Source organism: Rhodoblastus sp., assembly GCF_019449565.1.
In the GTDB taxonomy this organism is placed as follows: domain Bacteria; phylum Pseudomonadota; class Alphaproteobacteria; order Rhizobiales; family Beijerinckiaceae; genus Rhodoblastus.
The window spans coordinates 27270-41379 of sequence record NZ_JAGRPM010000006.1 but is presented as its reverse complement, the minus strand read 5'-3'; the positions used below and the strand labels follow the sequence as shown (position 1 = coordinate 41379).

12 protein-coding genes are annotated in these 14110 nt (G+C 64.4%); 11 read left to right on the top strand and 1 reads right to left on the bottom strand.

Annotated elements, in window-relative coordinates:
• Positions 1-38 precede the first annotated feature (38 nt).
• The 3 genes from QZ409_RS00595 to QZ409_RS00585 all read left to right on the top strand — a co-directional run bounded on the left by QZ409_RS00595 (position 39) and on the right by QZ409_RS00585 (position 4946).
• Complete coding sequence (locus QZ409_RS00595) at positions 39-1646, top strand: undecaprenyl-phosphate glucose phosphotransferase (RefSeq protein ID WP_296706107.1); 1608 nt, start codon at positions 39-41, stop codon at positions 1644-1646.
• A gap of 112 nt (positions 1647-1758) precedes the next feature.
• On the top strand, positions 1759-2862 hold the full coding sequence (locus QZ409_RS00590; RefSeq protein WP_296706106.1) for a choloylglycine hydrolase family protein: 1104 nt from the start codon (positions 1759-1761) through the stop codon (positions 2860-2862).
• A gap of 239 nt (positions 2863-3101) precedes the next feature.
• Complete coding sequence (locus QZ409_RS00585; protein ID WP_296706105.1) at positions 3102-4946, top strand: amidohydrolase; 1845 nt, start codon at positions 3102-3104, stop codon at positions 4944-4946.
• A 9-nt stretch (positions 4947-4955) separates the two neighbouring features.
• Here QZ409_RS00585 and QZ409_RS00580 read toward each other — a convergent pair whose 3' ends face one another.
• The gene (locus tag QZ409_RS00580; protein ID WP_296706104.1) at positions 4956-5468 is read right to left on the bottom strand and encodes a transcriptional repressor; all 513 of its coding nucleotides are present in this window, start codon (positions 5466-5468) and stop codon (positions 4956-4958) included.
• 413 nt (positions 5469-5881) lie between these two features.
• On the opposite strand from QZ409_RS00580, the gene QZ409_RS00575 reads away from it, so the two are divergent.
• From QZ409_RS00575 to ccoG, 8 genes are all read left to right on the top strand, one after another.
• Positions 5882-6925 (top strand): FAD-dependent oxidoreductase, encoded by a 1044-nt coding sequence (locus QZ409_RS00575; RefSeq protein ID WP_296706103.1) that lies wholly within the window; start codon positions 5882-5884, stop codon positions 6923-6925.
• Positions 6879-7076: a sulfur carrier protein ThiS gene (gene thiS / locus QZ409_RS00570; RefSeq protein WP_296706102.1), complete on the top strand. Its 198-nt coding sequence runs from the start codon at positions 6879-6881 to the stop codon at positions 7074-7076. The genes QZ409_RS00575 and thiS overlap by 47 nt, the downstream gene beginning before the upstream one ends.
• Positions 7077-7109: 33 nt before the next feature.
• The gene (locus QZ409_RS00565; protein ID WP_296706198.1) at positions 7110-7889 is read left to right on the top strand and encodes a thiazole synthase; all 780 of its coding nucleotides are present in this window, start codon (positions 7110-7112) and stop codon (positions 7887-7889) included.
• A complete protein-coding gene (locus tag QZ409_RS00560; RefSeq protein WP_296706101.1) occupies positions 7886-8491 on the top strand; it encodes a thiamine phosphate synthase in 606 nt (201 codons plus the stop codon). The genes QZ409_RS00565 and QZ409_RS00560 overlap by 4 nt, the downstream gene beginning before the upstream one ends.
• 68 nt (positions 8492-8559) lie before the next feature.
• Positions 8560-9297, top strand: coding sequence for a hypothetical protein (locus tag QZ409_RS00555; RefSeq protein WP_296706100.1), 738 nt, complete (start codon positions 8560-8562; stop codon positions 9295-9297).
• A gap of 117 nt (positions 9298-9414) precedes the next feature.
• Positions 9415-9786, top strand: coding sequence for a hypothetical protein (locus QZ409_RS00550; RefSeq protein ID WP_296706099.1), 372 nt, complete (start codon positions 9415-9417; stop codon positions 9784-9786).
• A 71-nt stretch (positions 9787-9857) separates the two neighbouring features.
• Positions 9858-12524 carry a heavy metal translocating P-type ATPase gene (locus tag QZ409_RS00545; protein WP_296706098.1) on the top strand — a complete coding sequence of 889 codons (2667 nt, stop codon included), beginning with the start codon at positions 9858-9860 and terminating at the stop codon, positions 12522-12524.
• 127 nt (positions 12525-12651) lie between these two features.
• On the top strand, positions 12652-14076 hold the full coding sequence (ccoG, locus tag QZ409_RS00540; RefSeq protein ID WP_296706097.1) for a cytochrome c oxidase accessory protein CcoG: 1425 nt from the start codon (positions 12652-12654) through the stop codon (positions 14074-14076).
• Positions 14077-14110 lie beyond the last annotated feature (34 nt).

Below are 14110 nucleotides of genomic sequence, written 5' to 3'. Positions count from 1 at the left end.
TTAAGGAAAACAAGATATTTACAAAGCGGGGCTAGAACTTGCCCACCGGCATTGTCGGCGGCGTAAACATTTCGAGTTGGTCGATCATGGGACTGGCGGATCGCCTTACCCCTCAAAACCCCACGTCCTGTTCCCGCAGGGAAAGCTGGTCCTATCCGGCTTTTCACGTTGCGGATCTGAGCGCGGCGTCGCGCTGCCCCGCGCATGAGCCGCCGGGAGCGCAGGCGCCGGGCGCCGAGCGCATTTCCCAGCCCATGCTGGTCGGCGCGCTGCATCTGTTCGACGCTCTGAATTTTCCGGCGAGCGGGCTGCTGGCCTATCTGTCCGCGTCGCGGACCGCCTCGCTTGACGGCGTCTGGCTCTGGACGGGCCTTGTCATGACGACCGGGATCGGCCTGGCCGTTCTGCAGGCGCGCTATTGCTATACCATCCGAGCCATGGGGAGTTTCGGCCGCCAGGCGATCAGCCTCGCTTTGGCCTTCGGGCTGGCCCTGGCGCTTTGGAGCGCCGCCGCCATCCAGGCCGGATTCAGCGAGCCTGAGCTTCTACGCGGCTGGACAGCGCTGTGGTTTGCGGGCGGCTGGATGACCGGGTGCGGCGCGCGGGCGGTGTTCGCCGGCGCCGTCACCTTATGGACGCGGCAGGGCCGGCTCGCACGCCGGACGGTCGTGGTCGGCGGCGGCGCGCATGCGCTGGAAACCATCCGGCGGCTGGAGAAGTCGGGCAAGGGCGCGCTGCAAATCCTCGGCGTTTTCGATGACCGCAACCGCGCGCGCCTTCCCTCGGACATTGGCCGCTACCGGCTGCTCGGCGCCTTCGACGACCTCGACGCTTTCTGCCGCGACGAGAAGGTCGACCTCCTGATTGTCGCGATCCCGTTGAGCGCCGAGGCGCGGCTATTGCAGATTTTGGGGAAGCTTTGGACCCTGCCGGTGGATGTGCGCATTTCCGCCTTGGGGACCAAGCTCACGCTGCGCGACAGGGTCTATCATCATATCGGCGACGTGCCCTTCCTGCCGGTCTTCGACAAGCCGATTTCCGACTGGGGCAATGCACTGAAAGCCATGTTCGACGCTGTTGTCGCCTTGGCGCTGATCATCGCGCTGTCGCCGCTGCTCGCGCTGGTCGCGCTCGGCGTGAAATTGTCGTCGCCCGGCCCGGTCATTTTCAGGCAGATCCGCTATGGCTTCAACAACGAGCGGTTCGAAGTGTTCAAGTTCCGCTCGATGTATGCTGATCGGTGCGACCCCACGGCGGAAAGGCTGGTCACGCGCCATGATCCCCGGGTGACTCCCTTCGGCGCTTTCATCCGGCGCGCGTCGCTCGATGAACTGCCGCAATTGTTCAACGTCCTGCGCGGCGACCTGTCGCTGGTCGGCCCCCGTCCGCACGCCATCCGAGGCAAGGCCGCGGGCAGGGCCTATGAGCAAGTCGTGGACGGCTATTTCGCCCGTCACCGCGTCAGGCCCGGCATCACTGGCTGGGCGCAGGTCAATGGCTGGCGCGGCGAGACGGATACGTTCGAGAAGATCGAGCAGCGCGTCGCATATGATCTCCAATATATTGAAAACTGGTCGGTGTGGCTTGACCTCAAGATTCTCGTCATGACGCCCTTCGCCGTGCTGTTCGGCAAGAACGCCTTCTGAACGCCGCCCGCCGGAACGACTGGCCTGGCTCAAGGTTGTCGTGTTGCTGTGGTGGGGGGCAAGCAGCGCGAACCCGGCCACGACGATGAAATTTGTTCCTGGGAGGAATTTCATGAATTTAAAAAATGTCCTGAAGCGCGCCGCCGCACTGGCGACAGCCGCCTGCTTCGCCGCCGCGACATCCGCGAGCGCATGTACCGGGATCATGCTCAAGACGGCGGATGGCTCGTACGTTCATGGCCGCACGGTCGAATTCGGCATTTTCATCGAAAGCCAGGTGGTGATGGTTCCGCGCGGCTATGCCTTCACCGGCGAGACCCCGCTCGGGCCGGGCAAGCAATGGAGCGCGAAATATGCCGCCGTCGGCGTCATCAGCTTCGACAATCTCGCCATCATGGACGGGCTGAACGAGAAGGGACTGGCAATCGGAACCTTCTATTTCCCGACCTTCGCCTCCTATACGCCGACCACCCCGGAAAACCGGGCCTCCTCCATGTCGATGGTGGATTTCTCGAACTGGGTCCTGACCAGTTTCGCCTCGGTGGCGGACGTGCGCAAAGCCGTCGAGTCGGGCGACGTCCTCGTGGCCCCGACGATCCTCAAAGGCTGGCCGCCGGAGCCCCAGCCCTTCCATTATGTGGTCTATGACAAGACCGGCGCGAGCATCGCCATCGAGCCTCTGGGCGGTAAGCTGGTCGTCTCCGATAATCCGCTGGGCGTCATGACCAATTCGCCGAGCTTCGACTGGCACATGACCAATTTGCGCAATTTCATCGCGCTCAATCCGCGCAACGTGCCGCCGCTCACAATCGATAAGACGTCGTTCCTTCCGCTGGGGCAGGGCTCGGGCATGCTGGGCCTGCCGGGCGATTTCTCGCCGCCGTCGCGCTTCGTCCGCGCGGCGGTCTTCACCGCGACCGCAATTCCCGAAAAGGACGCGGCGCATGGCGTGCTTCAGGTCTTCCACATCCTCAACAATTTCGACATTCCGGTCGGCGTCGCGCGGGAAGTCTCGGACGGCGTGATTCACAGCGACTACACCATGCTGACCGTGGCGCGCGATCCGCAGGCGCTGAAATTCTATTGGAAGAGCTATGACGACCAGTCGATCCATGTCGTGGACATGAACCAGCTCGACCTCGGTGGCAAAAGCTTGCTGAAGCTCTCGACCGCAAGCAAGCAGCCGATCATCGACGTGACCAGGGACATGAAATAACTGGCGACGGCATGCGGTCTCTCGGGCGCGCCAATGCGTCAAATTATCACGGCGCGCCCTATTTCCCGAAATAATACGCTTACGACACCGCGCTGGCGGCAAGGTTCAATGCGCACTCTCGTGAGCCGGTTTTTGAACGGCCGAACTCAAGCCGGCTTGCCCGACGCGGTTTCCGACAAAATAAATCATCGTCACCGGCCCGGCTCCGCTGCGACATATTAATATGGGGACTCGTCAATATGTGCATCATCTGCAATCCGGCTTTTGCTGGCGCGTTCAGGGGCCTGAGCTACAAGTCGCGCCGCAGTTTTTTGCGCGGAGCCGCGACTGTGACGGCGGGCGCCTTCGTCGCCGAGGCGGTCGGACCCGCTTTGGCCGATGGAACGCTCAATGAGACGCTGGCGGCAGGGCTCGGGGCGCCCACGGCGACCATTTTCGTTGCGAAGAAGATCATTACCATGGAGCGCGACAACCCAACTGCGACAGCGGTGGCCGTCTCCGGAAACAAGATCCTCGCCGTGGGCTCGCTCGATCAGGTCAAGGCGGCGCTCGGCGAGCGGCCCTCCCGCATCGACACGACCTTCGCCGACAAGGTGATCACGCCGGGCCTGATCGACCAGCATCTGCATCCGATCCTCGGAGCCCTGACGCTTTCAGTCGAGGTGATTGCGCCGGAGGACTGGCCGATGCCCGGCAAGTTCAACAAGGCGGCCGTGACCCGGGAAGACTATCACGCGCGGCTGAGGGCGGCCGACGCGGCGTTGAAGGACCCGAACGCCTGGTTGTTGACCTGGGGCTATCATCCGCTTTGGCATGGCAAGCTGACGCGTGCGGACCTCAACGCGATCAGCAAGACGCGGCCGATCTCGGTATGGCATCGCTCCTGTCACGAATTCTTCCTCAACGACGCCGCCATCGCCGCGCTCGGCCTGACCGAGGCGGCCACCAAGGGCAAGGGCGAATGGAGCGAGCAGGTCAATTTCAACGAGGGTCATTATTGGGAGGGCGGCCTCAATTTCATGATGGCGCCGATGCTGAAGGTGCTCGCCACGCCGGAGCGCGTCAGTTTCGGCCTCAAGCAGATGGTGGGCTATCTGCACGCCAATGGCGTCACCGCCTATAACGAGCCCGGCGCGCTCTATACGCCGGACATGTGGGCGCTTTACCAGGACATTCTCGGCGCGCCCTCGACCCCGATGTATTCGACTTTCCTCGCCGACGGGCGCGGCATTACCGATCGCGTCGGCATGGCGAAGGCGCTCGCGGCGGTCGAAGAGCAGATCGCGGTCGCGCCAGCGGCGCCGGGCAAAAAGCTGATGTTCTTTCCCCGCCAGATCAAGCTGTTCGCCGACGGCGCGATCATCTCTCAGCTGATGCAGATGAAAGACGGCTATCTCGATGGCCATCACGGCGAATGGATTGAGCCGCCCGAGCAGATCGAAGAGCGCGCGCGTCTGTTCTGGAACGCGGGCTATCAGATTCACATCCACGTCAACGGCGACCTCGGGCTCGAAGTCGTGCTGAATATTCTGGATAAGCTGATGGCGGAAAATCCGCGCGCCGACCACCGCACGGTCATAGTCCATTTCGCCAATTCGACCGAGGAGCAGATCGGGCGGATCGCGCGGCTTGGCGCCATCGTCAGCGCAAATCCCTATTATCCGGTGGGCTTCGCCGACAAATATGGCGAAGTAGGCCTTGGCCCGCAGCGCGCCGACGTCATGGTGCGGTCCGCGTCAGTCCTGAAGAACAACGTCCCGCTGTCCTTCCATTCCGATCTCCCGATGGGCCCGGCCTCGCCGCTTAATTTCCTCTGGTGCGCGGTCAATCGCGTCACGCCCTCGGGGCGTGTGGCGGGGCCGGAGCAGAGAATAGACATTGATGCGGCGCTTCGCGCTGTGACGATCGAGGCCGCCTATTCGTGGCGGCAGGAAGACAGGATCGGCAGTATCGCGCCGGGCAAGATCGCCAATTTCACGGTGCTGGGGGAGGACCCCTATGCGGTCGACCCGATGAAGCTCAGGGACATCCCGGTATGGGGAACCGTGTTCGAGGGCGGGATTTACCCCGTCGCCAAAACCTAGCGCGAGCGGTTAGACAGCGTCCGAATCGTCGTCGGCCAGGCGGACGATGATATCGACGCCGACAACCTTCTTGCCCTTCGGCGGCGTGAAGCGCAGCTGTTGGGTGAGATCCTCGGGCATGTCGTAAAGCGACGTCATGTCCTCGTCGTAATAATGGCAGTGCGAGCCGGTCTTGGTGTCGTACCAGACCTTGGAACCGTAAAGCGCGATCTCGCGCACCAGACCCGCCGCGACGAATTGATGAAGGGTGTTGTAGACGGTCGCGCGCGACAGCGGCATCTTGAGGGATTGCGCCTCGGCGAAAAGCTGGTCCACGGTCACATGGCGTTCGCCGGCGACGAAGAGCAGGCTCGCGAGGCTGATGCGCTGACGGGTGGGCCGCAGCTCCACGGAGCGCAGCTTTTCCTTGACCAGTCGGGCCAGGGCGCCATTTTTCCAATCATATGTCGGCTTCGCGACAACGCGCCTGGACGGCACAATCTGATGGTCTTGTAGGGTCTCGCCTGCCATTTTTCTGCTCATCCGCCAATTCAAGCACGAGGCTTGTATTTTTTGAACGGTTCTAAACACGATGTAAAGAGCCATTCGTCGTTCGGACCCCACTACGCAAGCTCGGCGCCAACTGACTCCACAAGTGGCGCGCGGCGTTCTGTCCCTTGACGGGAGGGCCAGCCGCGACACATAAGGTTCATCATGGCCAAGGGGAGCCCCGTCAGGGGGCTGAGAGGCTGGCGGCGGCGCTTTCGTGATTCGGAGCGCCGGCCCGGCGACCCTCAGGCGGCTCTAATTCGGGCCGCCGCACCTGATCCAGTTCGGACTGGCGGAGGGATGGCGCGAAACGAAGGTCTCCTTCGCTCACGCCCGTTTCTTTTCCGGGGCGATTTTTCCCGGAAATTGCCGCTGCAAGGCTTGAAAGGCTTGAGACGAGGCGAGACATGCGAATCCGCATCATTGGCGCCGGCGCGGCGGGACTGACCGTGGCTTTTGAACTGGTAACGCGGGCCAGAGCGGCGGGCCGCGACCTCGCGCTCGAAGTCGTCGAGAAGAATCCGGGGCCGGGGCAAGGCTGCTCTTTTTACGCCGGCGGCATGATCGCGCCCTGGTGCGAGGCTGAATCGACCGAGCCGATCGTCGCAAGCCTCGGCGCCGAAGCGTTGGATTTCTGGACGAACGTCGTTCCGGTTGCCGAACGCCGCGGCAGCCTCGTGGTGGCGCCGCCGCGCGACCGCGCCGAACTGGCGCAGTTTTCGCGCCGCACTTCGCATTTCATCACCCTCGACCGCGAAAGCCTTGCGGCGCTGGAGCCGGACCTTGCCGATAATTTCGCCTCCGCGCTTTATTTCGAAGAGGAGGCGCATCTCGCGCCGCGCGCCGCGCTGGCCCATCTCGCCGGCTTGCTCGCCGCCGAGCCGAATGTCGCCTTCCAATACGGCGTGGACGCTGCGACCTTGCCTGATAACTGCGATTGGACGCTGGATTGCCGGGGCTATGCGGCCAAGCCGGAACTCTCCGGCCTGCGCGGCGTCAAGGGCGAGATGATGATTGTGCGCTCGGCGGACATCAAGCTCTCCCGGCCAGTGAGGATGCTGCATCCGCGCCATCCGGTCTATGTCGTGCCGCGCCCGGACGGGACCTTCATGATCGGCGCGACCATGATCGAGAACGAGGAGCGCGCGCGGGTCACGGCGCAGTCCCTGGTCGAGCTGGTCAATTCGGCCTTTGCGGTCCACCCGGCTTTCGCCCAGGCCGAAGTGGTCGAGACCGGCTCGGACGTGCGACCAAGCTTCATCGACAATTTGCCACGCCTCGTGCGCGACGGGCGCAGGCTTTATCTCAATGGGCTTTACCGCCATGGTTTCCTGTTGTCGCCGGCTCTCGCCAGCCGCGCGGCGCGGGTCGTGCTGGAAGACGCCTTTTTCCCGGAGGTCATGGATGAAGATCGTGGTCAATGGCGAGACGCGGGACGTGCGCGCGCCTGATCTGGCCGCGCTGCTCGCCGAACTGGACTACCCGCCGGAGCTGGTCGCGACGGCGGTCAATGAGAGCTTTGTCCGCGCCAGGGAGCGCGCGGGCCGGGTTCTGACGGACGGCGACCGGGTGGAAATCCTCACGCCGCGCCAAGGTGGTTGAGGTTGGAGGCTGAGTTTGATGAGCCAGGCGAACATGAACGATCCGCTGCGTTTCTATGGCGTCGAGATGAAGTCCCGCCTGCTGGTCGGCACGGCGCAATATCCCTCGCCCGCCATTCTCGGCGAGGCGTTGGCAGCGTCGCGTGCGGAAATCGTCACCGTCTCGCTGCGGCGCGAGGCCGGGGGCGGGCGCGCGGGCGAAAGCTTTTGGGGCCTGGTGCGCTCGCTGGGCCTGCGCGTGCTGCCCAATACCGCCGGCTGCCGCACGGTCAAGGAGGCGGTGGCGACGGCGCAGATGGCGCGTGAGTTGTTCGGCACCAACTGGATCAAGCTCGAAGTGGTCGGCGAGGAGGACCTGCTCGCGCCGGACGTGTTCGGGCTGGTCGAGGCGGCGCGCATCCTCTGCGATGAGGGCTTTGACGTCTTTCCCTATACGACAGATGATCTGGTGGTTGCGGACAAGCTGCTCGACGCCGGCTGCAAGGTGCTAATGCCCTGGGGCGCGCCGATCGGCTCGGGCCGGGGGCTCAACAATCTTTTCGCCCTGCGCGCCATGCGCGCCCATTTCCCGGACATTCCATTGGTCATTGACGCCGGACTCGGCGCGCCGTCTCAGGCCGCTCACGCCTTCGAGCTGGGCTATGACGCGGTGTTGCTCAACACCGCCATCGCCCGCGCCGGCGATCCGGTCGCCATGGCCCGCGCCTTCGCCGCCGCCTGCGAGGCGGGGCGCACGGCTTTCCTTGCGCAGCCAATGGAGCCGCGCGACATGGCCGCGCCCTCGACCCCCGTGCTGGGGCGGGCGTTCTCATGAAGCTCGATCCCTTCTATCTCATTGTCGATCATGTCGATTGGCTGCGCCGCCTGCTGCCCTGCGGCGTGAAACTGGTCCAGCTGCGGGTCAAAGAGGCCGACCAGGGCGACCTGCGCGCGCAGATCGCCGAAGCGCGCGATCTCTGCCGAAAGTTCGGCGCGCAACTGATCGTCAATGACTACTGGCGCCTCGCGCTCGAACTTGGCTGCGATTTCGTGCATCTCGGCCAGGAGGATCTCGCAATTGCGGATCTCCCGGCGATCCGGCGCGGCGGGCTGAAACTCGGACTCTCCACCCATGACGAGGCGGAGCTGGCCACGGCGCTGGCCGCCGAGCCGGACTATATCGCCCTTGGCCCGGTCTTTCCGACCCTGCTCAAGAAAATGCCCTGGGCGCCGCAGGGGCTGGAAAAGATCGGCTTGTGGAAAAGCAAGATCGGCGGCCTGCCTCTGGTCGCCATCGGCGGCCTGACGCCGGAACGCGCCATTGAGGCTCTGCGCGCGGGGGCGCAGAGCGCAGCGGTGGTCACCGACATCACCCTCAATGCCGATCCCGAAGCCCGCGCGCGCCATTGGGTCGCGGCGACACGGTCTTTCGTCTAGCAAAAAAACACGCTATTACCTCGCTTCCAGCGGCCCGGCGGTGGCGCCGCATCCATTTGAGGCCCCTGATGTCCGATCCCCGTTATGCCGATCTCGTCGCCCATGCGGTGAAATCGATCATGGAGGCGGATGTCTTTTCCAAGCCTTATCCGCATCTGGTTTTCCGCAATTTCTGGCCGGAGGACTTTTACGCGGAACTCATCGCCAACCGTCCGGATGACGCCGGTTACGTCCAGCTTAATGGGGCCAATACCCGCCGCCAGTTCACGCTTTTCGATGGCTCCTGCGACGCTGGCGACGACGCGCGCCGCGCCTTGTGGAAGCTGGTCTCCGACGTCTGCTCCGCCCCCGAATTGGAGGCGGCCATGCGCCAGCAGCTCGACGAAGGCCTACGCATCCGCTCCAAGGCGAGCAAGGAAGGCTGGCCGGTGCCGATGTATCCACGCCCGGTTCTCTACAATGATTATGACGGCTACAGGATCAAGCCCCATCCCGATACGCGGCGCAAGGTCGTCACCATGATGGTCTACATGCCGGAAGACGAGGGCCAGAAGGCGCTTGGCACCACGCTTTACCGTCTTTCGCCAAAGGGTTTGTTCTCGTGGAAAAATTTCGGCCTCGCCGAGGAAAAGACCGTGCCTTTCCTGCCCAATACCGGCGCCGCCTTCGTGGTGATTCATCCGACCTATGATTTCCTGCGCACCAGTTGGCATGGTCGCGATTCGATCAGCCTCGACAATTCCAGGCCGCGTTTTTCGATCCTGAACACCTATTACGCACAGCCCGTCCAGAAGGCGGTTTACTGACGCGCGCCAGCGTCGCACTATCGCTTCGCGGCGCAGCTTGCGCCGCGGGGACGAAGCGCGCGACGGGGGAATATGTTTCGGACGGCAGATGGAGAGCGCCGCTGGGCGGTGCTGATAGTGCCGCTCATACTTTGCGGGTCGCCGCTGCTCGCCATCCTCCTCAACCAGTCGCTGCCCGGCTGGGGCTTCATGCCCTATGAATGGCGCAACATTCTTTTCCTGCTGCTGATTCCCTTCGTGATCGGCGTCGCCAGCGAGACGCGCCCGATCCTCATCGGTGCGCCTGAGGCGCGCGACGGCACGCTGGTCTTCGCCGCGATACTGCTGATCGGCTGGTTTCTCCTGTTGCTGAAGGGCTGGGCCTTCGACCTCGTGCTCAACATCCTCGGGCTGGGCTTGTTTATTTCCCAGGCCGGCGCTTTCCACGCCGGGCGGTGGGTCGGACGAATTCCGCGCCGTAAATTACCTGAAGACCCCGCCGAAGGTTGAATGCGCCGCAGCAGGACCCCTATATCTGTCCCATGAATATTCAGCACGGAAACGAGAGCAGGGCGCTCGCAATGCCCATCGGCGGCATGACCTGCGCCTCTTGCGTGCGTCATGTCGAAGAGGCGCTCAAGGGCGCGCCGGGCGTGCTCGACGCCCAGGTCAATCTGGTCGGCGAGCGCGCCGATCTGACTCTGGGGCCGGAGGCCGATATCGCCGATCTCGCGGCGCGGGTGAAGGAGGCGGGCTATGAGGCCCGCCTGACCCATGTTGAATTGGGCGTAGGCGGCATGCCTTGCGCCTCCTGCGTCGCCCATGTCGAAAAGGCTCTGAAGGCCGTCCCCGGCGTGACGTCGGCGCGGGTCAATCTCGCAACCGAACGTGCCTATGTCGATGGGCTGGAAGGGGTGATCACGCCCGCCGCACTGGCCGAGGCGGTTCGCGGCGCGGGCTATGAACCGCGCTTGCAGTCGGAGGAGAAGGCCGCGCTCGATCCGTTCGAGCGCCGCGCCGCCGAAACCGCCACGATGCGCCGGCGCTTCATTCTCGCCGCCGCGCTGGCCGCGCCTGTGACCATTCTGGAAATGGGCGGCCATATGTCGCCGGCCTTCGCCGCGTTGATCCATGGCGTCTTCGGCCATCAGGGCGTCATGATCCTGGCGGCGGCGCTGACCACTCTGGTCCTGTTTGGCCCCGGGCGGCGCTTTTTCACGCTGGGTTTCGGCTCGCTGTTGCGCGGCGCGCCGGACATGAACGCCCTTGTCGCGCTCGGCGCCGGCGCGGCTTATCTTTATTCCCTGATCGCGACCTTCGCGCCGGATGTTCTGCCCGAGGGGACGCGCCATTCCTATTTCGAATCCGCCGCGATCATCGTCGCCTTTATTTTGCTCGGACGCTGGCTGGAGGCGCGTTCGCGCGGCCGCGCGGCCGATTCCATCGGCAAGCTGGCGCGGCTCCAGCCCAAGACCGCCCATGTGCGCCGCGACGGCGTGGTGCGCGATCTCTCGGTGGCGGACGTGCTGGTGGGAGATGTGGTCGAAGTGCGGCCCGGCGAATCCGTGCCCGTCGACGGACTGGTGATCGAGGGTGCGAGCCATGTCGACGAGAGTTTCATTTCCGGCGAATCCGTCCCGGTTGTGAAAAAGCCCGGCGATTCCGCGATTGGCGGCAGCGTCAATCTGGCCGGAGCCTTCGTGCTGCGCGCGACCAGGGTCGGCGCGGACAGCTTTCTCGCCGACGTCATCCGCATGGTCGAGACCGCGCAGGGCGCGCGGCTGCCAATTCAGGACCTCGCCGACCGCGTCACCGCGCGTTTCGTCCCGGTCGTGCTGATTCTCGCGGCGGCGACCTTTGCGATCTGGCTCGCTTTCGGCGGTCTCGCCGCCTTGCCGCTGGCTCTGGTCAGCGCGGTCAATGTGCTGATCATCGCCTGTCCCTGCGCCATGGGCCTCGCTACGCCCGCCGCGCTGGTGACCGGCACGGGCAGGGCGGCTGAACTGGGAGTCATCTTCCGTCAGGGCGACGCGCTGCAAACCCTGTGCGGGGTCAAGACGGTGGCCTTCGACAAGACCGGCACGCTGACGCTGGGCAAGCCCGCGCTGACCGGAATCGTCGCGGGCGAAGGCTTTGACGAGGCGCACCTGCTGTCGCTCGCGGCGGCGGTCGAGGCGCAATCGGAACATCCGCTCGGCCGTGCGCTCGTCGAGGCGGCCAAGTCGAGAGCGGCGCCCTTTGCGGGGCCTGTTGCGCATTTCACTTACCGTCCGGGCCTCGGCGTCACGGGCGAGGTTGGCGGCGCATCGGTTGCGGTCGGCTCAGCGGATCTATTGACATCGCTCGGCGCCGCGACCGAGGTCTTCGCCGCAAAAGCCGAGGCGCTGGCGGGGCAGGGCGCATCCTGCTTCTTTATTGCGGTCGATGGCAAGGCGGCGGGCCTGTTCGCCTTTTCCGACCCGCCGCGTCCCGAGGCGGCGGAGGGCGTCGCGGCCTTGCGGGCCCTGGGTCTGCGCGTTGCGCTCATCACCGGCGACCGAGAGGCCACCGCCCGCGCCATCGCGGCGCGAATCGGGGTCGACGAGATTTACGCCGGGCGTCGCCCGGAGGGCAAAGTCGCGGCCTTGCACGAACTGGCCAAGGCGGGGCCGGTGGCTTTCGTCGGCGACGGCATCAATGACGCGCCGGCGCTCGCCGCCGCCGATGTCGGGATCGCCATGGGCGCCGGGACGGATGTCGCCGTGGAAAGCGCGCAGGTGGCGCTGATGTCGAGCGACCTGCGCAAGGTGGCGCAGGCTTTCGCCCTTTCTCGCGCGACCCTGCGCACGATCAAACAGAATCTCGTCTGGGCCTTCGGCTATAATATCCTGCTGATTCCACTGGCCATGGGCGCGCTCTATCCATCGAGCCGGCTGCTGCTCAATCCGGCGCTGGGCGCCGCGGCCATGGCCTGCTCAAGCCTGTTCGTTTTGGGCAATGCGCTGCGCCTGCGACAATTTGCCGTCCCTTCCCGTGATGTTGGAGAAATGCCCGTGCCCCAAGCTCCCCAGACCATCTTCGCCGTCAGCGACATGACCTGCGGCCATTGCGCCGACAGGGTCCGGAAAGCCGCGCTTTCCGTGGCGCCCGGGTCCGACGTGCAGGTCGATCTCCCGTCTGGCGACGTCACATTGACGCCCGCCGCCGCCGATCCGGCGGCCGTGGCGAAGGCGATCACGGAGGCGGGCTACCCCGCCGCGGTGAAATAGGCCGCAACAAGATAGTTTATTATATTCGAATATATCTTTATCCTGCACTGGATCAATGCGGCGCGGCGGATTTGGCGCGACAATACGCATACTTGGACGCTTAGGCGCTTCCTGTCAGGACTGCCCCATGAACGAAGAAACCATCATCACGGGCCCACTCTACGCCTCGCGCAAGAAGGTCTATCCGCAGGCGACGCATGGGACGTTTCGCAGGATCAAATGGTTCCTGCTCTGCGCGACGCTCGGCGTCTATTACCTGATGCCCTTCCTGCGCTGGGATCGCGGCCCGAACCTGCCCGACCAGGCTGTGCTGATCGACATGCCACACCGGCGGTTCTATTTCTTCTTCATCCAGATCTGGCCGCAGGAGGTCTATTATTTCACGGGCCTGCTGATCATCGCGGCGATGACGCTCTTCATGATGAACGCCGTCGCGGGCCGGGTCTGGTGCGGCTATCTGTGCTGGCAGACGGTCTGGACCGACCTGTTCTACGCCGTCGAGCGCTGGGTCGAGGGGGACCGCCGCGAGCGCATGCTCAAGGACAAGAAGGGTTTTACGATCCGCCACGCCTTCGAGATCGGCCTGAAGAATTTCCTGTGGCTGATGATCGCCTGGTGGACCGGCGGCGCCTTCGTGCTCTATTTCGCCGACGCGCCGACTCTCGTGAAGCAGCTCCTCACCTTCCAGGCGCCGGGCATCGCCTATACCTGGATCGCCATCCTGACCTTCACGACTTTCATGTTCGCCGGCTATATGCGCGAGCAGACCTGCATCTATATCTGTCCCTGGCCGCGCATCCAGGCGGCGATGACCGACGAATGGGCGCTCAACGTCAGCTATGAGCGCGACCGCGGCGAGCCGCGCATGTCGGTGAAGAAAGCCGCGGCCGCTCACGCCAAGGGCGTTCCGGCGGGCGATTGCATCGATTGCCAGCAATGCGTCGCGGTCTGCCCGACCGGCGTGGACATCCGTAACGGCTCGCAGCTCGGCTGCATCCAGTGCGGCCTGTGCATCGACGCCTGCGACAATGTCATGAAGGAAATCGGCCGCCCGCCGAGGCTGATCTTCTATGACACCGACATCAACATCCAGCGCCGCGCGCAGGGCCTGAAGCCGATCTATCGTCCGATCCGCCCGCGCACCCTGATCTATCCCCTCATGATCGCCCTGGTGGGTTCGGTCATGGTCTGGAAGCTGGCGACACGCTCCGACCTCGGCGTCAATGTTCTCCATGACCGCAACCCGCTGGCCATGCCCATGGCCGATGGCGGCGTGCGCAACGGCTATACCGTGCGCCTTCTTAACAAGCAGCCCAATGATCGCGCGGTGAAGCTCTCGGTGTCCGGCGTTCCCGGTCTGAAGCTGAAGATCATGGACGACACCACGGAAGGTCAGGCCACTGTCGGACCGGACCAGACGCTGGAGCTGCGCGTGCTGGTCATTGCCCCGCCTGACGCGATCCCCGCCAGCTCGGCGCCGATCACCTTCACCGCCGAGGATGCGGCGGGACCGGCGAAGGTCAGCGCCAGCGATCATTTCTTCCCGAAATGACCGAGGGATTGGAGGGGCGCCAAAGCGAAAACCT